General features: G+C 72.7%; 18 protein-coding genes and 2 tRNA genes. 15 read left to right on the top strand and 5 right to left on the bottom strand.

Annotated elements, in window-relative coordinates:
- The first annotated feature begins 45 nt into the window (after window positions 1–45).
- On the top strand, window positions 46–552 hold the full coding sequence (locus ABZZ79_RS17035; protein ID WP_356689717.1) for a sigma-70 family RNA polymerase sigma factor: 507 nt from the start codon (window positions 46–48) through the stop codon (window positions 550–552).
- A gap of 43 nt (window positions 553–595) precedes the next feature.
- The gene (locus tag ABZZ79_RS17030) at window positions 596–1,093 is read left to right on the top strand and encodes a GNAT family N-acetyltransferase (RefSeq protein ID WP_356689716.1); all 498 of its coding nucleotides are present in this window, start codon (window positions 596–598) and stop codon (window positions 1,091–1,093) included.
- 63 nt (window positions 1,094–1,156) lie between these two features.
- On the opposite strand, the gene ABZZ79_RS17025 is transcribed toward ABZZ79_RS17030, so the two are convergent.
- Both ABZZ79_RS17025 and ABZZ79_RS17020 read right to left on the bottom strand, forming a co-directional pair.
- Window positions 1,157–1,528: a hypothetical protein gene (locus ABZZ79_RS17025; protein WP_356689844.1), complete on the bottom strand. Its 372-nt coding sequence runs from the start codon at window positions 1,526–1,528 to the stop codon at window positions 1,157–1,159.
- A 70-nt stretch (window positions 1,529–1,598) separates the two neighbouring features.
- On the bottom strand, window positions 1,599–1,958 hold the full coding sequence (locus ABZZ79_RS17020; RefSeq protein ID WP_356689715.1) for a hypothetical protein: 360 nt from the start codon (window positions 1,956–1,958) through the stop codon (window positions 1,599–1,601).
- A gap of 93 nt (window positions 1,959–2,051) precedes the next feature.
- On the opposite strand from ABZZ79_RS17020, the gene ABZZ79_RS17015 reads away from it, so the two are divergent.
- The 9 genes from ABZZ79_RS17015 (at window position 2,052) to ABZZ79_RS16975 (ending at window position 14,306) form a co-directional block, all read left to right on the top strand.
- A complete protein-coding gene (locus ABZZ79_RS17015; RefSeq protein WP_356689714.1) occupies window positions 2,052–2,699 on the top strand; it encodes an HAD-IA family hydrolase in 648 nt (215 codons plus the stop codon).
- Between the two features lie 419 nt (window positions 2,700–3,118).
- Window positions 3,119–4,162 (top strand): ATP-binding cassette domain-containing protein, encoded by a 1,044-nt coding sequence (locus ABZZ79_RS17010; RefSeq protein ID WP_356689713.1) that lies wholly within the window; start codon window positions 3,119–3,121, stop codon window positions 4,160–4,162.
- Complete coding sequence (locus tag ABZZ79_RS17005; protein WP_356689712.1) at window positions 4,159–4,896, top strand: methionine ABC transporter permease; 738 nt, start codon at window positions 4,159–4,161, stop codon at window positions 4,894–4,896. The genes ABZZ79_RS17010 and ABZZ79_RS17005 overlap by 4 nt, the downstream gene beginning before the upstream one ends.
- Before the next feature lie 63 nt (window positions 4,897–4,959).
- On the top strand, window positions 4,960–5,790 hold the full coding sequence (locus tag ABZZ79_RS17000) for a MetQ/NlpA family ABC transporter substrate-binding protein (protein ID WP_356689711.1): 831 nt from the start codon (window positions 4,960–4,962) through the stop codon (window positions 5,788–5,790).
- A 170-nt stretch (window positions 5,791–5,960) separates the two neighbouring features.
- Window positions 5,961–6,599 (top strand): GNAT family N-acetyltransferase, encoded by a 639-nt coding sequence (locus ABZZ79_RS16995; RefSeq protein ID WP_356689710.1) that lies wholly within the window; start codon window positions 5,961–5,963, stop codon window positions 6,597–6,599.
- 121 nt (window positions 6,600–6,720) lie between these two features.
- Entirely contained in the window at window positions 6,721–7,935 is a 1,215-nt protein-coding gene (cbiE, locus tag ABZZ79_RS16990; protein WP_356689709.1) for a precorrin-6y C5,15-methyltransferase (decarboxylating) subunit CbiE, read from the top strand.
- Between the two features lie 346 nt (window positions 7,936–8,281).
- Window positions 8,282–11,872, top strand: a complete 3,591-nt coding sequence (cobT, locus tag ABZZ79_RS16985) for a nicotinate-nucleotide--dimethylbenzimidazole phosphoribosyltransferase (RefSeq protein ID WP_356689708.1) — start codon at window positions 8,282–8,284, stop codon at window positions 11,870–11,872.
- A 319-nt stretch (window positions 11,873–12,191) separates the two neighbouring features.
- A complete protein-coding gene (gene cobA, locus ABZZ79_RS16980) occupies window positions 12,192–13,424 on the top strand; it encodes a uroporphyrinogen-III C-methyltransferase (RefSeq protein ID WP_356689707.1) in 1,233 nt (410 codons plus the stop codon).
- A 63-nt stretch (window positions 13,425–13,487) separates the two neighbouring features.
- On the top strand, window positions 13,488–14,306 hold the full coding sequence (locus ABZZ79_RS16975; RefSeq protein ID WP_356689706.1) for an RNA methyltransferase: 819 nt from the start codon (window positions 13,488–13,490) through the stop codon (window positions 14,304–14,306).
- 11 nt (window positions 14,307–14,317) lie between these two features.
- Here ABZZ79_RS16975 and ABZZ79_RS16970 read toward each other — a convergent pair whose 3' ends face one another.
- Complete coding sequence (locus tag ABZZ79_RS16970) at window positions 14,318–15,757, bottom strand: protein kinase (protein ID WP_356689705.1); 1,440 nt, start codon at window positions 15,755–15,757, stop codon at window positions 14,318–14,320.
- A gap of 196 nt (window positions 15,758–15,953) precedes the next feature.
- Here ABZZ79_RS16970 and ABZZ79_RS16965 point away from each other — a divergent pair, with 196 nt between their 5' ends.
- The 4 genes from ABZZ79_RS16965 to ABZZ79_RS16950 all read left to right on the top strand — a co-directional run bounded on the left by ABZZ79_RS16965 (window position 15,954) and on the right by ABZZ79_RS16950 (window position 18,136).
- The gene (locus ABZZ79_RS16965) at window positions 15,954–16,229 is read left to right on the top strand and encodes a hypothetical protein (RefSeq protein WP_356689704.1); all 276 of its coding nucleotides are present in this window, start codon (window positions 15,954–15,956) and stop codon (window positions 16,227–16,229) included.
- A 198-nt stretch (window positions 16,230–16,427) separates the two neighbouring features.
- Window positions 16,428–16,634 (top strand): hypothetical protein, encoded by a 207-nt coding sequence (locus ABZZ79_RS16960; RefSeq protein ID WP_356689703.1) that lies wholly within the window; start codon window positions 16,428–16,430, stop codon window positions 16,632–16,634.
- Between the two features lie 186 nt (window positions 16,635–16,820).
- Window positions 16,821–17,756 (top strand): phosphotransferase, encoded by a 936-nt coding sequence (locus ABZZ79_RS16955; RefSeq protein WP_356689702.1) that lies wholly within the window; start codon window positions 16,821–16,823, stop codon window positions 17,754–17,756.
- Between the two features lie 80 nt (window positions 17,757–17,836).
- Window positions 17,837–18,136: a zf-TFIIB domain-containing protein gene (locus tag ABZZ79_RS16950; protein WP_356689701.1), complete on the top strand. Its 300-nt coding sequence runs from the start codon at window positions 17,837–17,839 to the stop codon at window positions 18,134–18,136.
- Window positions 18,137–18,190: 54 nt separating this feature from the next.
- On the opposite strand, the gene ABZZ79_RS16945 is transcribed toward ABZZ79_RS16950, so the two are convergent.
- Together ABZZ79_RS16945 and ABZZ79_RS16940 are read right to left on the bottom strand one after the other, a co-directional pair.
- A tRNA-Val gene (locus tag ABZZ79_RS16945) sits at window positions 18,191–18,262 on the bottom strand.
- A 35-nt stretch (window positions 18,263–18,297) separates the two neighbouring features.
- A tRNA-Val gene (locus ABZZ79_RS16940) sits at window positions 18,298–18,369 on the bottom strand.
- Between the last annotated feature and the right edge of the window lie 13 nt (window positions 18,370–18,382).

Raw genomic sequence — 18,382 nt, 5'->3', positions numbered from 1 at the left:
GCCGCCCGGGCAACTGCCCGCCCGGGCGGCCGCGTCGTGCCGCATATGACGCACGACATGCTCACCGCCCTGCGCCCGCTGCTGGCCGCCGAGGCGTCGGCCGAGGCCCATGCCACCGGCACCGAGCCGGGCGACCTGGAACAGGCGGTCTGGCTGCGCCTGCTGGAGCGCCTCGACGCGGACGCCCCGCCGCACGACCCCGAGCGCTGGCTGCGCTCCGCCGTCCGCGCCGAGGCCCGCCGCAGTCGCCGTACGACACGGTTCGAGCTGCCGTACGGGATCGAGCCCGCCGACGCGGCCGCCCGCGACCCCGAGCAGCAGGTCATCAGCGCCGCGCGGGGACGCGCCGTGCGCGAGGCGGTCGGCCGGCTCCCCGGCCGCTGCCCCCGGCTGCTGGCGGCGCTGCTGTCCCCGAGGGACCTCACCTACCGGGAGATCGCAGGCGAGTTGGGTATCTCACAGGGCAGTCTCGGCCCGGAACGCTCCAAATGCCTGGGTTGTCTGCGTCGTTTGCTCACCTGGGAGGTTGCGGCCGGAGGAGCACGGGGATAGGAGTGAGGACGACAGGCGACAGGTGAGCGGGAGGCGTGCACACATGGGCATGAGCGTGACCATCTCCGAGGCGACCGAGCGGGACGCCGAGCAGATCTTCAGGCTGCAGTACCTGTGCTTCCAGAGCGAGGCCGCGCTGTACGGCAACTACCGCATCGACCCGCTCGTCCAGAGCCTGGACTCCGTGCGCCAGGAGGTCGCCGCCGACTGCGTGTTCGTGGCCCGGCTGGGCGAGGAAGTGGTCGGCTCGGTGCGCGGCCGTGTCACCGAGGACGGCTCCGCCGCCATCGGCAAGCTCTGCGTCCACCCCCGCCTCCAGGGCCACGGCATCGGCGCCCGGCTGCTGCGGGCCGCCGAGTCCGCCCTCGCCGAGCAGCGCGGCGCGACCCGCTTCCGCCTCAGCGCCGGCCACCGCAGCGAGGGAGGCCTGCGCCTGTACCGCCGCGTGGGCTATGTGGCCGTGGGCACGGACAAGGGCACCGACGGCGTACCGATGATCATCCTGGAGAAGGCCGCGGGCGCCTACGCGGCCACCGCCTGACGTCGTCGAGGGGCGGGGCCGCGCCGCGAGCGGCCCCCTACGGCCCCGGGCCGGCGACGCGGCTCAGGCGCTCCGCCGGGAACGCGCCTTGCGCAGCCAGTACATCGCGGAGAGCGGCAGCAGTACGGGGATGAACAGATACCCCATGCCGTAGTCCGACCAGACGGTCGCGTCGGGGAACGCCGACGGATCGGCCAGCGTCCACGTGCCGACGGTCAGCACGCCCAGCAGCTCCGCGGCGCAGCACACGAACGCCGCCCTGCGGGCCCTCTCCCCGCCCCGCACCAGCGAGTACGTGATGAACCCGTAGACGAGCCCGGCCACCGCCGAGAGCGAGTACGCCAGCGGCGCCTTGTCGAAGTCCGTCGAGATCTGCACGGCCGAGCGCGACACCGCGCCCACCACCATCACGCCGTACAGCCAGACCAGCAGCATGCCCGGCCCGCCGATCAGCCGGGCGGGCTTGTCCTGGCCGGTGCTCGTCTCGGCCTCCCCGGTCGTCACCTCAGCCTCCCCAGATGTCGTAGAGCCGTACTTCCAGCACCGCGAGGACCACACCGCCGGCGGTGACGGTGAGCGAGCCCCAGCGGGTGCGCTCGGCCAGCGACATGAACCCCGTCACCGGCACGCACGCGAACGCGCCCAGCAGATACGCCACGAAGATGGTCGTGCCCTGCTCGGGCTTCTCGCCCCGCGCCAGCTGCACGATGCCGATCACGAGCTGGATCAGTCCGAGCACCGACACCACGGCCATCCCGATGAAGTGCCAGTCCTTCGTCGGCTGGTCACGGTAGGCCGCCCAGCCGCACCAGGCGGCGAGCAACAGCGCGGCGACACCGGTCACCAGCGTCAGGGCATCAGACATGCAACGACCCTATTACGCGGCGAGCGGTCCGCCGCAGCCGGGCCCGGACCTCCGGACGGGGGCTTGAGCGGAGCTCGGCACAGGGTCTAGACCATGACGATCCACGCACGTGCCCTGCTCTTCGACAACGACGGCACCCTGGTGTCCAGCCTCGCCTCGGTGGACCACTGCTGGGCCCGGTGGGCGGCCGAGTTCGGGATCACCGCCGAGGAGCTGGAGCGGGTCGCGCTGCACGGCCGTACCGCCGTCGAGACGGCCGCCGACCTGCTGCCCGCGCAGGTCGTGCCCCGGGCCGTCGCCCGGATCGAGCAACTGGAGGTCGACGACGTGCCCGGCGGCGTGGAACTGCTGCCGGGCACCCGGGTCCTCCTGGACGCCTTGCCGGCCGACCGCTGGGCCGTCGTCACCTCCGCCACCCGCCGCCTGGCCGAGGCCCGCCTGAACGCCGTCGGCATCCGGCCCAAGACGCTGATCACCGCCGACGAGGTCAGCCGCGGCAAGCCCGACCCCGAGCCCTATCTGCTCGCCGCGCGGCATCTCGGCGTCGACCCGGCGCACTGTGTCGTCTTCGAGGACGCCCCGGCCGGGCTGGCAGCGGGTCGCGCGGCCGGAATGCGGACCGTGGCGTTGGCCACAACCCACCGGCCCGGACAGCTCTCAGCGGACCTCGTCGTGAAGGACCTGTCGGCCTTGTCCGCACTGGTAACCGACGCCGGCGTGGAGATCGCCGTATGCAACTGAGAACGGTTCCCCGGGTGTCCACGGCTGTCCACTATGCGGACGGCCGTGTCCGGTCAGGAGCGTCGGTCTGGTTTACTGATCGCATGACCGCGACGAGCTACCGCATCTCTGCGACCGAGGCGACCATGACGCCCGGTGCTCGTTGTCTGTGTCTCCACGCGCACATGTGTCGCCGCATGTGCCGAATGTGCGCCTTCTAGAGGGCCCCCGCACCACCTGAGCCTCGCGCCCCGAAGCGAGCGCCCGCTCGTGTCCCACGCGCCGACGCGCCCGGACCGGGCACGCCCCGCGCACAGTTTCTCCCCCGGTTCCACCGCGCCGGCGAGAACCCGTGCCGCGATCCGGCCGTTCCCGACCATGCATGCCACGTGCCCTGCGCCCACCACCGCGCCGCGCACTCGACAGTGACGGAAACCCCAGTGATCACCACAACGGGCCTGACCAAGGTCTACCGCTCCCGCGGCCGCGAGGTCACCGCCCTCGACGGCGTCGATCTTCACGTCCGCGAAGGCGAGGTGTACGGCGTCATCGGCCAGTCCGGCGCCGGAAAGTCCTCGCTCATCCGCTGCGTCAACCTCCTCGAACGCCCCACCTCCGGCACGGTCACCGTGGCCGGCCGGGACCTCACCGCGCTCGCCGGCCGGGGCCCGCGCGCGGGCCGGGAACTGCGGCAGGCGCGCAGCCGCATCGGCATGGTCTTCCAGCACTTCAACCTGCTGTCCTCGCGCACCGTCCAGGACAACGTCGAACTGCCCCTGGAGATCCTCGGCTTCTCCGGCAGGGACCGTTCCCGCAAGGCGCTCGAACTGCTCGACCTGGTCGGCCTCGGCGACAAGGCCAGGGCCTACCCCGCCCAGCTCTCCGGCGGCCAGAAGCAGCGCGTCGGCATCGCCCGCGCCCTGGCCGGCGACCCCAAGGTGCTGCTGTCCGACGAGGCCACCAGCGCGCTGGACCCGGAGACCACCCGCTCCATCCTCCAGTTGCTGCGCGACCTGAACCGGCAGCTGGGCCTGACCGTCCTGCTCATCACGCACGAGATGGACGTGGTCAAGTCGATCTGCGACTCGGCCGCCCTGATGGACCAGGGCCGCATCGTCGAGTCCGGCACCGTCAGCGAACTGCTCGCCACCCCGGGCTCCGAACTGGCCGCCGCCCTCTTCCCGGTGGGCGGCGAGGCGACCGGCGACGACCGCACGGTCGTCGACGTCACCTTCCACGGCGAGGCCGCGACCCAGCCGGTGATCTCCCGGCTGAGCCGGACCTACAACATCGACATCTCCATCCTCGGCGCCGCCATCGACACCGTCGGCGGCTTCCAGGTCGGCCGGATGCGCATCGAACTCCCCGGCCGCTACGAGGACAACGTGGTGCCGATCGGCTTCCTGCGCGAACAGGGCCTCCAGATCGACGTGCTCGGCGCCTCCGAGGACGCGCACCTGCTGGTGAAGGACGGTGCCCAGTGACCTGGTCGGAGATGCGGCCCCTGCTGGAGCAGGCCTGTACCGAGACGCTCGTCATGGTCGGCTGGTCCACCCTGATCGCCGTCCTCGCGGGCCTGCCCATCGGCATCCTGCTGGTCCTCACCGACAAGGGCGGACTGCTCCAGAACACCCTGGTGAACAAGGTCATCGGGCAGATCGTGAACGTCGGCCGCTCGATGCCGTTCATCATCCTGATGGTCGCGCTGATGGACTTCACCCGCTGGATCACCGGCACCACCATCGGCAGCGCGGCCGCGATCGTGCCGCTCGCCATCGGCGGCATCCCCTTCTTCGCCCGGCTCGTCGAGACGGCCGTCCGGGAAGTGGACGGCGGTCTCGTGGAGGCCGTGCAGTCGATGGGCGGCAACACCTGGACGATCGTCCGCAAGGTCCTCGTCCCCGAGGCGCTGCCCTCGCTGATCGCCAGCACCACCACGACGGTCATCGCCCTCATCGGCTACTCCGCCATGGCCGGCACGGTCGGCGGCGGCGGCCTCGGCGACCTCGCCGTCCGCTACGGCTACCAGCGCTTCGAGACCGGCCTGATGTGGATCACCGTGGCGATCCTCGCGGTCGTCATCTCCCTCATCCAGTTCGCCGGCGACCTCGCCGCCCGCTCCCTGCACCGCCGCGGCGCCCGCTCCGGGCCCGCGCCGAAGCTCCGCCTGCTGAAGGCGAAGGAGCCCGCGACCGCCGACATCGGCAAGGTCGCGTAACACCCCAGAACTCCCCGCACACCCACCGCGGGGCCGCATCACCCTTCAGGAAAGGCACTTTTCGTGCGTAACACCGCCAGGATCACCACCGCCGTCCTCGCCACCGGAGCCCTCACCCTCGGGCTCTCCGCGTGCGGCTCCGACAAGTCCGACTCCGGTGCCAAGGCCGACGGCCCCCTGATCGTCGCCGCGAGCCCGACCCCGCACGCCGAGATCCTCGACTTCGTCAAGGACAACCTGGCGAAGAAGGCGGGCCTCGACCTCGAGGTCAAGGAGTTCACCGACTACGTGACCCCGAACACGGCCACGGAGGACGGCTCCGTCGGCGCCAACTACTTCCAGAACCAGCCGTACCTCGACGACTTCAACAAGAAGAACGGCACCCACATCGTGCCCGTCGTCACGGTCCACCTGGAGCCGCTCGGCCTGTACTCCGAGAAGGTCGAGAGCGCCGACGCCCTCAAGAGCGGTGCCACCATCGCCGTGCCCAACGACACCGTGAACGAGGCGCGCGCCCTGAAGCTGCTCGCCGACAACGGCCTGATCACCCTCAAGGACGGCGTGGGCAACGAGGCGACCCCCGCGGACATCACCAAGAACCCCAGGAACTTCAAGTTCAAGGAGCTGGAGGCGGCCCAGACCCCGCGCTCCCTGCAGGACGTGGACGCGGCCGTCGTGAACGGCAACTACGCCATCGAGGCCGACCTCAAGCCCGCCCAGGACGCCCTCGTCCTGGAGTCCGCCCAGGACAACCCCTACGGCAACTTCCTCGCCGTCAAGGAGGGCGACGAGAACGACCCGCGCGTCAAGAAGCTCGCCGAGCTGCTGACCTCGCCCGAGGTCAAGAAGTTCATCGAGGACGAGTACGCCGGCTCCGTCATCGCCTCCTTCTGAACCCACTGACGCCCTTTCAGCGGGCGCCCACCGCACCCGGTGTCCCCTCTGCGTGAACGCGTGCGCGAACGGAGGGTACCCCGGGTGCGGTTCAGTGCTTTCATGCTGCATGCTGGGCAGTTCAGCAGACCTCACGGTTTCGAAGACGTCCCGAGGCTACGGAGCGGCGCATGACGAGCACCTTCCCCAACATCTCCATCAGCACGGAGCGGTTGGTGCTGCGTCCCCTCGACGAGGACGACGTCCCGGCTCTCGCCGAGATGATGAACGACGAACAGATCGCGGCCTGGACCGACGTCCCGCAGCCCTTCGGCGAGGACGGCGCCCGCTCCTGGATCGCCGAGTACGCCCCCGCCGAGCGCGCGTCCGGCCGCGGACTCGACCTCGCCGTCACGGAGTTCCTCACCCAGCGACTGGTCGGCATCGTCCAACTCGGCAAGACCGACTGGCACATCAGGTCCACCGAGCTGTCGTACATCGTCGCCCCCTGGGCCCGCGGCGAGGGCTACGCCTCCGAGGCCGCCCTCGCCACCGCCCAATGGCTGTTCGGCGACCAGAAGTTCGAGCGCATCGAGATCCGCACCGCCGCCGACAACACCGCCTCCCAGCAGGTGGCCCAGAAGATCGGCTCCATCAGCGAGGGCGTCCTGCGCAACGCCTGCATAGTCCACGTCCGTGCCGACGACGGTACCTGGACCGACGTGCGCACGGACTTCATCGTCTGGAGCCTGCTCCCCGAGGACCTGGAAGGCGCCGCCGAGCAGCTCGCCGACATCGCCGGTTTCACGTCGTACGCCGACTGGAACTGACCGCCGGGGGACACGGGCGACAACCCCGGCCGCACAGCACGACCAGGTACGCTCACCAGGTCCGCCCCGTCGTGGGCCGCCCTCCACGACGACCTGCGACGACCCCTGGAGACTGACGACGATGGCCGACCGGGTCACGGTGATCGGCTGGGACGGCTCGCCGCTGACCGCGGCGGCCCGCGCCGCCCTGGGCGCCGCCACGCTCGTGGCCGGCGCGGCGCACCACCTGGCCCTGCCCGAGGTGCCGCCCGCCGCCGAACGCATCCGGCTCGGCAGCGTCGCCCTCGCCGCCCGCCGCATCGCCGCCCACCGGGGCAGCGCGGTCGTGCTCGCCGACGGCGACCCCGGCTTCTTCGGCGTCGTACGCACCCTGCGCTCGCCCGAGTTCGGCCTGGAGATCGAGGTCGTCCCCGCGGTCTCCTCGGTCGCCGCCGCCTTCGCCCGTGCGGGCATGCCCTGGGACGACGCCCAAGTGGTCGTCGCCCACCGACGCACCCTGCGACGCGCGGTGAACGTATGCCGCGCCCACACCAAGGTCGCCGTCCTCACCTCGCCCGGCGCCGGCCCCGCCGAACTCGGCCTGCTCCTGGACGGCGTCCACCGCACCTTCGTCATCTGCGAGGAACTCGGCACCGAACGCGAACAGGTCACCGTCGTCACCTCCGACAAGGCCGCCGACCACACCTGGCGCGACCCGAACATCGTCATCGTCATCGGAGGCCGGTCCGGCCCCGCCGCCGAGGACACCGGCTGGCTCGCCGGCCGCGACCCCGCCGTGGACCCGCGCGGCTGGACCCAGCCGGCCGAGGCCTACGGCGGCGGCCTGGGCGAGGGCGAGTCCGACCTGCTGCGCGCGGCGCAACTGGCCCGGCTGGGCCCGCGCACCGGCGACCTCGTCTGGGACATCGGCTGCGGATCGGGCGCCTTCGCCACCGAGGCCGCCCGCGCGGGCGCCGCCGTCCTCGCCGTCGACCGCGACATCGACGCCTGCGCCCGCACCGACGCCGCCGCGCGCCGCTTCGGGGTCCAGCTCCAGATCGTGCGCGGCACCGCCCCGCACGTGCTGGAGGACCTGCCCGAACCGGACGTCGTCCGGGTCGGCGGCGGGGGAGCGGCCGTCGTCTCGGCCGTGGCCGACCGCCGCCCCCGGCGCATCGTCGCCGACGCCGCCACGCGCGACGCGGCCGAACGCCTCGGCCGCGATCTGACGGAGCACGGGTACGACGTCGAGTGCGCCCTCATCCAGTCCGTCGAGCTGGACACGCGCGCCTGGACGGAGAAGGAGCGGAGCGTCACATTCCTGCTGTGTGGAGTGCTGCCGGATCGCTCCCCGTGATCCTGTTGTCGTACCGCGCGCGGTAGGCTGGCCGATCGTTGTACCGCAACTCGGTCGACCGGCACTTCGTCGGTCAATGTCCGGAAAGCGCACCCCTTTTGGGGTGAGTGTGGTACGGCAGAACCGGAGGACGCGCAACGTGGCGCAGTCCACAGCGGACCGTTGCGGATCAAGCTGTCGTGACGGCGGCATGCCAGCGAGAATGCCACCGAATGGCTTTGTCGCCTTTTTTGGCGGGTCGTTCGTGCCGCTGGACGCGCACGCTCGTTCTTCACTGTGGGGCGGTCGGTGCGCCGTCCCGGGTGAGCTGGACGTAGAGGCACTAACCGATGGGCGAGGGGTTCGCATGACCGACACCGGCCAGGTCCCGGGCGAGGGACTGCCGGAGAACGCAGGCACGGTGGAACAGCCGGGCGTTCCCGGGCACGGCGCGTACTCCTACCTCGCCGAGTCTCCCGCCGAGGACGAGGACCTGCTGCTGCCCGGCGCCCAGAGCGCCTGGGGCAACGAGGTCGCTCCGCCCGCGCCCGAGCCGGTCGTCGAGACCGTCCACGAGCCGGACCCGCACGAGACGGGCGGCCGCGACAGCGGTTCCGTCGACCTGAGCGGCGTCCGTCTCCCGAACCCCGCGCCGTCGGCCGCCCGTCGCCCGCTGCACCTGGGCCCGCTCATCCCCGACACCTCCGCCAGCCCGGTCCGCTCCCTCGCCGACCGCGGCCCGGCGGGCGCCCCCGTACGCCAGCCGGGCCCGGAGTACCTCGACGTACCGCGCGCCCGCGAGACGCCCGCCCAGGGCGTACCGATCATGCCCCAGCCCGGCGTGGTCCCGCAGGCGGCCGCCCCGCAGACCGTGCCCCAGGCCATGCCGCAGGGTGCGATGCCGTGGGGTAACCCGGTCCCGGCGGCCCCCGAGATCGTTCCGGCTCCGGTGGCACCCGTGGCCGAGACGGCTCCGGCCGCTCCCGAGGCCGTTCCGGCCCCGGCTCCCGAGGCCGCTCTGGCCCCGGCTTCCGAGGCCGCTCTGGCCCCGGCTGCGGAAACGGTTGCCCCGGCCACCCTTCCCGAGCCCGAGCCCGAGCCGGTGGACGCGGCCCAGGCCGCGGTGGCCCGCCTCACGACCGAGGCGACCGCGCCCCAGGCGGTGACGCCCCAGCAGGTGGCGGAGGTGCGGGAAACCGCCCCCGTACCGGCTCCGGTCGAGACGCCGGGAGACGCCGAGCAGGCAGGGCAGGCAGAGCAGGCAGGGCAGGTCATCGAGGAACCCGCAGCCCTGGAACCGGCCCCGCAGCCCGGGGAAACCCCGGCCCCCGAGCCCGTCGAGCAGCTCACGGAACCCGAGGGCGCGGCGCCCGCCGAGGCGCTGACCGAGGCTCAGACTCCCGAGCCCGAGCCCGAGCCCGAGCCGGTGTCGGAGCTGCCGCTGGAGCCTGCTGAGCAGCCCACTCTCGCCCAGACCCCGCAGCCCACCACCCCCGAACCCGCGGCCGCCGAGGGCGAGATCACCCCGCAAGGACCACCTGCACCCGAGGACGAAACCCGGACGGTCGGTGCGGGCGGGAACGAACAGGCGGAAGGCCGAGCCGAGGCCGTGGAACCCCCGCACCCCCAGCCGCCGCACACCCCGCCCCCCACGCCGGAGGCCCTCGCAGGCCCCCAGTCGCTCCCCCAGGAGCCCCAGCCGCTCCAGGCACTCGCCGTACCGCAGGAACTCTTGGAGCCCCAGCCGCTCCAGGAACTCGCCGCGCCGCAGGAACTCTTGGAGCCCCAGCAGCCCCAGCAGCTCCAGGACCCGACCCCCGAGCCTCTCCACCCCGGCACGCTCCCGCCTGACCCCACCCCCACCCCGCTGGGCGAATTCGTCCCGGTGGAGGGCGCCCCCGTACCCACCGCCCCCCACCTCGCCCCCACGCCCCCGCACCCCATCCCCGTACCGGCCCAGCGCGAGGCGACCCCCGCGCCGGACGAGCCGGTCACGGACCTCGCGCAGCAGGCGGACGAGCTGGCGACCCGGGTGGCCGAGCACGAGGACGAACTGACCCCGCAGCACCCCCAGGTCCCGCACATCCAGGCAGTCGAGGAAGTACAGGCAGCCGAGGCAGTGCCGGAAGTCCCGGCAGTCCAGGAGGCCCCGGAAGCACCGGCAGTCCAGGAAGCCGCGGAGACAGAGGTCCCGGCCGCACCCGCGGAAGCAGGACGCCCCAGCGGCCCCGCCGCCCCCGCCTACGACGACGCCGAGCGCGAGGCCGTGCTGAAGGTCATGCGCGAACGCCGTGACATCCGCAACGGCTTCCGCAGCGATCCCATCCCGCACGAGGTCCTGCTCCGCGTCCTGGAGGCGGCCCACACCGCCCCCTCCGTGGGCCACTCGCAGCCCTGGGACTTCGTGGTGATCCGGTCCGCGGACACCCGCCGCACGATGCACGAACTGGCCATGCGCCAGCGCGAGGCGTACGCGAAGTCGCTGCCCAAGGGCCGGGCCAAGCAGTTCAAGGAACTGAAGATCGAGGCCATCCTCGACACCCCGGTGAACATCGTCGTCACCGCCGACCCGACCCGCGGCGGCCGGCACACCCTGGGCCGCCACACCCAGCCGCAGATGGCGCCGTACTCGGCCGCCCTCGCGGTGGAGAACCTCTGGCTCGCCGCCCGCGCCGAGGGTCTCGGCGTCGGCTGGGTCAGCTTCTTCGACGAGCGCGAGATGGTCCGCTCCCTCGGCCTGCCCGAGCACCTGGAGGTCATCGCGTACCTGTGCGTCGGGTACGTCGACGAGTTCCCGGACGAGCCCGAGCTGATGCAGGCGGGCTGGTCCAAGCGGCGCCCGCTGTCCTGGGTCGTGCACGAGGAGACGTACGGCCGCCGTGCCCTGCCCGGTGAGGAGCCGCACGACCTGCTCGCGGAGACCGTCGCGCAGATCCGTCCGCTGGACGCCAAGGCCCTCGGTGAGGCCTGGGAGCGGCAGAAGCGGATGACGAAGCCGGCCGGCGCGCTCGGCATGCTGGAGATCATCTCGGCCCAGCTGTCCGGTCTGTCCCGCCAGTGCCCGCCGCCGATCCCGGAGCCCGCGGCCGTCGCGATCTTCGCGGGCGACCACGGTGTGCACGCCCAGGGCGTCACCCCCTGGCCGCAGGAGGTCACGGCGCAGATGGTGGCCAACTTCCTCGGTGGGGGAGCGGTCTGCAACGCGTTCGCCAACCAGGTCGGTGCCGAGGTCTGCGTCATCGACGTGGGCGTGGCCGGCGACCTGCCCGCGACTCCCGGCCTGCTGCCCCGCAAGGTCCGCGCGGGCACCTCCGACATGACCACGGGCCCCGCGATGACCCGCGAGGAGGCCAAGCAGGCCATCGAGGTGGGCATCGAGACGGCCCGCGATCTGGTGGCGGCCGGCAACAAGGCCCTGCTGACGGGCGAGATGGGCATCGCGAACACCACCGCGTCCGCCGCCCTGATCTCCGTCTACACGGACACCGACCCGGCCGAGGTGACGGGCCGTGGCACCGGCATCAACGACGAGACCCTCGCCCGCAAGACCGAGGTCGTCCGCCGGGCCATCGAGGTCCACCAGCCCGACCCGGCCGACCCCATCGGTGTCCTGGCCGCCATCGGCGGGTTCGAGCACGCGGCCATCGTCGGCCTCCTCCTCGGCGGCGCGTCCCTGCGCACGCCGGTGATCCTCGACGGGGTGAGCGCGGGCGCGGCCGCCCTGGTCGCCCGAGCCATCGCCCCTGAGGTCCTGGCCGCCTGCATCGCCGGTCACCGCAGCGCGGAACCCGGCCATGTGGCCGCCCTCAACAAGCTCGGCCTGCGCCCCCTGGTCGACCTCGACCTCCGCCTCGGCGAGGGCACCGGCGCCCTCCTCGCCCTTCCGCTCGTGCAGAGCACGGCACGAGCCATGCACGAGGTGGCGACGTTCGACTCGGCGGGCGTGACGGAGAAGTAGCAGTGACGGAGAAGTAGCAGCGACGGAGAAGTAGCACCGACCGCGCCTCGCACGGGACCCGGCACGACCGCGACCGGGCCGGGTCCCGCGCCGAAACTCCCGCGCCTGTGTCCGGGAGTCGCGTCACGGCGATGCCGCGCGTCTGAGAAGGTGCCGCGGTCCCGACGCCGTACCGCCGCGACAAAACCGGTGGGCACTGCCGCCCGCAGCCCGTATCCGGCGATGTGCCCAGCCATCGGACACCTCAGCCGCCCGCCGCCCCCGCCCCTTAAAATCTGCACGTCAGGGCCATCCCAAGCCCCCGGAGGAGTCGCCCCTCATGGCCGAAAACCCCGCCTACCCGGTAGGCCTGCGCCTCACCGGCCGCAAGGTCGTCGTCCTCGGCGGCGGCCAGGTCGCCCAGCGCCGCCTCCCGGCCCTGATCGCCGCGGGCGCCGAGATCCACCTCGTGTCCCCCGAGGCGACCCCCTCCGTGGAGGCGATGGCGGACGCGGGCGAGCTCACCTGGCACCGGCGCCCGTACGCGAGCGGCGACCTCGCCGAGGCCTGGTACGCCCTGATCGCCACCAGCGACCCGGACGCGAACACGCGGGCCTCCGCCGAGGCCGAGCTGTACCGCGTCTGGTGCGTCCGCTCGGACGACGCCGACGCGGCCACGGCCTGGACCCCGGCCACCGGCCACAGCGAGGGCGTGACCGTCGCGGTCCTGACCACCGACACCAGGTCCCGCGACCCCCGCCACACCGCCGCCATCCGCGACGCGGTCGTCGAGGGCCTGCGCGACGGCACGCTCGTCGCCCCGCACCACCGCACCCGCTCCGCCGGCGTCGCCCTGGTCGGCGGCGGCCCCGGCGACCCGGACCTGATCACCGTGCGCGGCCGCCGGCTGCTCGCCGAGGCCGACGTCGTCATCGCCGACCGCCTCGGCCCGCGCGACCTCCTCGCCGAACTGCCGCCGCACGTCGAGGTGATCGACGCCGCGAAGATCCCGTACGGCCGTTTCATGGCCCAGGAGGCCATCAACAACGCGCTGATCGAGCACGCCAAGCAGGGCAAGTCCGTCGTCCGCCTCAAGGGTGGCGACCCGTACGTCTTCGGGCGCGGCATGGAGGAGCTCCAGGCCCTCGCCGAGGCGGGCATCCCCTGCACGGTGGTGCCCGGCATCTCCAGCTCGATCTCCGTCCCGGGCGCGGCGGGCATCCCGGTGACGCACCGGGGCGTGGCCCACGAGTTCACCGTCGTCAGCGGCCATGTGGCCCCCGACGACGAGCGCTCCCTGGTCGACTGGCCGTCCCTGGCCAAGCTCACCGGCACCCTCGTGATCCTCATGGGAGTCGACAAGATCGGGAAGATCGCCGAGACGCTCGTCTCCCACGGCAGGTCCCCGGACACCCCGGTCGCCCTGGTCCAGGAGGGCACGACGGCCGCGCAGCGCCGGGTCGACGCCACGCTCGCGACGGTCGCCGAGACCGTACGCGCCGAGGAGGTCAGGCCTCCGGCCGTCGTCGTCATCGGCGAGGTCGTCCGAGTCGGCCCGGCGACCTCGGCGTAACCCGAGGTAACTGACCCGTTCCAAGCCGTTGGCACCATCCGCACGACAAGGCAGTATCACCCTGTGGCCGATCTCATCACCGTTGACGACCCCGCCGACCCGCGCCTGAGCGACTACACGGGCCTGACCGACGTGGAGCTGCGCCGCAGACGCGAACCCGCCGAGGGCCTGTTCATCGCCGAGGGCGAGAAGGTCATCCGGCGGGCCAAGGACGCCGGGTACGAGATGCGTTCGATGCTGCTGTCCGCGAAGTGGGTCGACGTCATGCGCGACGTCATCGACGAGCTCCCGGCACCTGTGTACGCGGTCGCCCCGGAGCTCGCCGAGCGCGTCACCGGCTACCACGTCCACCGCGGCGCGCTCGCCTCCATGCAGCGCAAGCCGCTCCCCGAGGCGACCGAACTCCTGCGCACCGCACGCCGTGTGGTCGTCATGGAGTCGGTCAACGACCACACCAACATCGGTGCGATCTTCCGCTCGGCGGCCGCCCTCGGCATGGACGCCGTGCTGCTCTCCCCGGACTGCGCCGACCCGCTGTACCGCCGTAGCGTCAAGGTCTCGATGGGCGCGGTCTTCTCCGTGCCGTACGCCCGTCTCGACATCTGGCCCAAGAGCCTGGACTCGGTACGCGAGGCGGGCTTCACGCTGCTCGCGCTCACCCCCGACGAGAAGGCGAGGAGCCTCGACGAGGCGGCCCCGCACCGGATGGACCGGGTGGCCCTGATGCTCGGTGCGGAGGGCGACGGGCTGTCCACCCAGGCCCTGGTCGCGGCGGACGAATGGGTGCGCATCCCCATGTCCCACGGCGTCGACTCGCTCAACGTCGGCGCGGCCGCCGCCGTCGCCTTCTACGCGGTCGCGACGGGCCGCCCGGAGGCCTGAGGCCCCACGCCTCACCTGACGGCCGACAGCTCCAGCGTCGACTCGAACCGCTGCTTCATCGACATGCCCCGGTCCAGGGGCACGTACGACGGCACGGCCTTCTCCCGCCGCTCGCGTCCGCCGAGCCCGTTCGCCGAGCCCTGGCAGCCCTGCACCAGCGCGATGCCGAGCGCCACGAGCAGCGTGACCACGACGAACACGAACAACCGCTGCCGCAGCAGCCGCGGGTTGGCCGGACGCAGCTTGGTCCCGGTGCCGCGGGGCGCCGGACGGCCGCCGCGCGGCACGGGCCGACTGCCGCTGCCGCCGCGCGTGGAGCTGCGGCCGGCGGGCGTGTTCCGGGGCGCCGGCGTGGGCCGGGCCTGCCCGGAGCGCGAGGCCGTACCACCCCGGGAGGCGCTGCCACCGCGCGACGGGGTCGCCCCGCGCGGCGCGGCCGAACCCCGCGAGGGCGCCGCGCCCCGGGGCGCGGGAGTGCCCTGCGGCCGGGGCCGGCGCTGCTGCTGGAGGCGCTGCTGTTCGGGATGGACGCGCTGCTGTTCGGGATAGGTGTCCGTGAGCCGCCCGGTGGGCCGCTCCGGCTCCGCCGTACGGGGCGCGGGCGGGCGCCCCTCCAGCAGGATCTGGGCCTCGCGGGCCGCGATCTCCTTCAGCCGCAGGGACAGTTCGAGCGTGCTGGGCCGTTCCTCGGGGTCCTTCGCCAGGCAGGCCCGCACCAGCGGGGCCAGCGCGTCGGGGACACCGTGCAGCTGGGGCTCCTCATGCACCACGCGGTACAGCATCACCTCCGAACTGCCGTGCCCGAAGGGGGAGTCGCCGGTGCAGGCGTAGGCGAGCGTGGCGCCCAGCGAGAACACGTCGGTGGCGGGCGTGACGGCCACGCCGCGCACCTGCTCGGGAGCGAGGAAGCCGGGGGAGCCGACGGCGGTGCCGACGTGCGTGAGCGTGGAGGCGCCCGTCGCCCAGGCGATGCCGAAGTCGATGATCCGTGGTCCCTTGGGGGACAGCAGGATGTTGGACGGCTTGAGGTCCCGGTGCACGACCCCGGCTTCGTGGACCGCGACGAGCCCCTCCGACAGGGCGGCCCCGACGGCGGCGACGTCCGCCGCGACCAGCGCGCCCTCCTCGGCGACCTTGTCGTGCAGGGAAGGGCCGGGCACGTACTGCGTGGCGAACCAGGGCCGCTCGGCCTCCAGGTCCGCGGCGACCAGCCGGGCCGTGCAGCCGCCCCGGATGCGCCGGGCGGCGGAGACCTCGCGCGCGAACCGCGACCGGAACTCCTGGTCCTCCGCCAGATCGGGCCGGATCACCTTCAGCGCGACCCGCTGCCCCTTCTTGTCGGAGCCCAGATAGACCACACCCATGCCGCCGGCGCCCAGACGCCGGTGCAGTTTGAACGAGCCGACGACGCGCGGGTCCTCGCGCCTCAGGCGCATCATCGCCATGTTCATCCCCGCTGCCCGGTCCGTGTGACGTGGCACAGCTTACGTTTTCGCGGCCGTGTGCGCGCAGAGGCCGCGCCCTCTCGGCCCGATCGATTGTCAGTGGCCGGTGGGAGACTTGAAGGACGGTCAGGCAGTGCGCGAACCGGGCGGCTTCGAGCTGCCCAAGATCCCAACGGCCAGACTCAGAAGGGGGATTGAACCCGTGAAGGGTGATCGTGTGGAGATAGTCGTGGACGCCGGCGACACGACCCGTACGTACGAGGTGGTGGCGAGCAGGGCGGGCCGCAGGGTGGAGACGGCGGTGCGGCGAGGGGTGGTGGAAGTGAGCGAAGTCACCCGGACCGGTACGGTCGTGAGAACCGCCCGTTTCATGGCGACCCGGGTCCTCGCCCTGGTCGAGCAGCCCGTTCCCCGCGAGGACAGCTCGGAAATGCCCGGACAGACCGGGCGCCCCCTCCGGGAAGACCCCGAGACCTAGGCCCGCGTCTCCACCCAGGGGAGTAGGCGCGGACGAAAGGCTCATCCTCCGGGAGGCCCGGCATTCGGTACGAGGGCATGACGTCCCGGGCCCGCCATGAGCCTAGATTTGAAGTCAAGCGGCGGGTGCAGCACTCGTCCCCCGAGGTCAGACGCCCGCCGCTGCCAACGACAACTGAGAGCGGTCAGGAGAGGGACCATGGCCCACACGGCACCGCGGACAGCGCTCCGCGCGCAGCGACACAAGGCGCACACCGCCTTCCGCGCACGTCGTACCGGGCGTCGCCACCCGCTGGTGGCCACAGCCATGGCCCTGCCCCTGGCGGTCCTGCTCCTCGTCGTCTTCGACGGCTGGGAGACAGTGGCCACACAGGCGTCGTCCGTGGGTGTGATGCTGGGGCGCTGAGCGGCGACCCCAGGCCCGGAAGAGCGGTCCGGGCGGGGACATCCACCCATAACCCCGTGGGGACGGGGGTGCGGCGGACGGCACAAATGCCGGCGCAGCTGGGGAGCTGCGCCGGCATTGACCTTTTCATTCCTGGGCGGCCACCGCGTTCACGTACCCTCACGGCCAGAGCGACCTGGGGGGAAAGTGACCGCAGACCTGTTGTCCGAGCTCGCCGTGCGGGCCCGGCGAGCGGCGCACCCGCGCGGTGAGGACTGTGCCTGCGAAGGGGCCGTCACGCTCGCGGAACGCCCGGACGCCACCGTCGTACGGCATGGAGCGACGGTCGCGAAGGCGCACGCTCCCGGCAGCACCCCCGAGGACCTCGCGCCGCGCCTCGCCCTGGCGGCCGCGCTGCCCGGTGTCCTGCTGCCGCCCCTCACCCCCGCGTCCGTCCCGCTGCACGGACGTCCGGTGACCCTCTGGCCGTACGGAACCCCCGTGGACCCCGACGACCCGGACGCCGCCCCCTGGGAGGCCGCGGGCGCTCTCCTCGCGGCCCTGCACCGCACAACCGCGCCCGGCCGCATGCCCGCGATGCGCGGCCCGGCCAAGGCCGCCCGCGCGGTCGCCCGGCTGCGAGAGGGCGCCCCCGGCCACCCGGCCGGCGGGCCGGTCCTGCGCGCCTGGGAGACGCTGCCGGCCTGGGCCCGGGACGAGGGGCCGATGCCGGACACCACGACCGTGTGCCACGGCGACCTGCACCTCGGACAGCTGGTGCGGTACCCGGCTGCCGACGGCCCCTGGCGGCTGATCGACGTCGACGACCTCGGCACCGGCATGCCGGCCTGGGACCTGGCCCGCCCGGCGGCCTGGTACGCCTGCGGCCTCCTCCCGCCCGAGGAGTGGACCCGGTTCCTGGACGCCTACCGGACCGCGGGCGGCCCGGCCGTGCCGGACGGCGACCCCTGGCCCGCCCTGGACGTCCCCGCCCGCGCCCTGACGGTCCAGACGGCCGCCCTGGCGATCACGAAGGCCGTCGCCGCGGACCGGGCGCCGGACGAGGTGGAGGAGGCGTTGATCGACGCCTGTTCACGCATGTGTTCCGTATCACCGCAGTTGACGACCAGTTTCGCGAAGTAGCGTGCAACCGGGGACGAGGGGACGGAGTCTGTCCTGGAGATACCCGAAGCAGGATCGAACGGCGAGGAGTTGAGCCGATCATGCAGTGTCCGAAGTGCCACGGCGCGATGCACACGTACAACCGCAACGGCGTCCAGATCGAGCAGTGCTCCAACTGCCGGGGCATCTTCCTCGACTACGGCGAGCTGGAGGCGCTGACCCGCCTGGAGTCCCAGTGGTCCCAGCCCGCCCCGCCAGCGGCGCCCACCGCCCCGCAGGCCTACCCGGCCCCGCCCGCGCCGCCGGCCCCCGCCTGGGGAGCCCCGCACGGCGGCCACGGCGGTCACTACGGCGGCCACCACCGGCACAAGAGCTTCGGCCGCATGCTCTTCTCCAGCTGAGCCGCACCGCACACGAAGAAGCCCCCGGTCGCGGGACCGGGGGCTTTCGGTGTGTGGACGATACTGGGATTGAACCAGTGACCTCTTCCGTGTCAGGGAAGCGCTCTCCCGCTGAGCTAATCGTCCTCGGGACCCTGAACCCGCAGGTCAGGGGCATTGCGTGCGCGATACTGGGATTGAACCAGTGACCTCTTCCGTGTCAGGGAAGCGCTCTCCCGCTGAGCTAATCGCGCGGGGATCCTCGCG

The organism is Streptomyces sp. NPDC006458, assembly GCF_040612135.1.
Lineage (GTDB): Bacteria > Actinomycetota > Actinomycetes > Streptomycetales > Streptomycetaceae > Streptomyces.
Note: the sequence above shows the minus strand (reverse complement) of the source record. Positions and strands in the feature narration are given on the sequence as shown.

What these genes read in the sequence shown, in the direction of transcription:
- ABZZ79_RS17020 (WP_356689715.1), bottom strand. Translation starts at nt 1,958, where the DNA reads ATGTCTGATGCCCTGACGCTGGTGACCGGTGTCGCCGCGCTGTTGCTC.
- ABZZ79_RS17030 (WP_356689716.1), top strand. Translation starts at nt 596, where the DNA reads ATGGGCATGAGCGTGACCATCTCCGAGGCGACCGAGCGGGACGCCGAG.
- cobA (WP_356689707.1), top strand. Translation starts at nt 12,192, where the DNA reads ATGGCCGAAAACCCCGCCTACCCGGTAGGCCTGCGCCTCACCGGCCGC.
- ABZZ79_RS16970 (WP_356689705.1), bottom strand. Translation starts at nt 15,757, where the DNA reads ATGAACATGGCGATGATGCGCCTGAGGCGCGAGGACCCGCGCGTCGTC.
- ABZZ79_RS16995 (WP_356689710.1), top strand. Translation starts at nt 5,961, where the DNA reads ATGACGAGCACCTTCCCCAACATCTCCATCAGCACGGAGCGGTTGGTG.
- ABZZ79_RS17015 (WP_356689714.1), top strand. Translation starts at nt 2,052, where the DNA reads ATGACGATCCACGCACGTGCCCTGCTCTTCGACAACGACGGCACCCTG.
- ABZZ79_RS16950 (WP_356689701.1), top strand. Translation starts at nt 17,837, where the DNA reads ATGCAGTGTCCGAAGTGCCACGGCGCGATGCACACGTACAACCGCAAC.
- cobT (WP_356689708.1), top strand. Translation starts at nt 8,282, where the DNA reads ATGACCGACACCGGCCAGGTCCCGGGCGAGGGACTGCCGGAGAACGCA.
- ABZZ79_RS17035 (WP_356689717.1), top strand. Translation starts at nt 46, where the DNA reads ATGACGCACGACATGCTCACCGCCCTGCGCCCGCTGCTGGCCGCCGAG.
- ABZZ79_RS17025 (WP_356689844.1), bottom strand. Translation starts at nt 1,528, where the DNA reads ATGCTGCTGGTCTGGCTGTACGGCGTGATGGTGGTGGGCGCGGTGTCG.
- ABZZ79_RS16960 (WP_356689703.1), top strand. Translation starts at nt 16,428, where the DNA reads ATGGCCCACACGGCACCGCGGACAGCGCTCCGCGCGCAGCGACACAAG.
- cbiE (WP_356689709.1), top strand. Translation starts at nt 6,721, where the DNA reads ATGGCCGACCGGGTCACGGTGATCGGCTGGGACGGCTCGCCGCTGACC.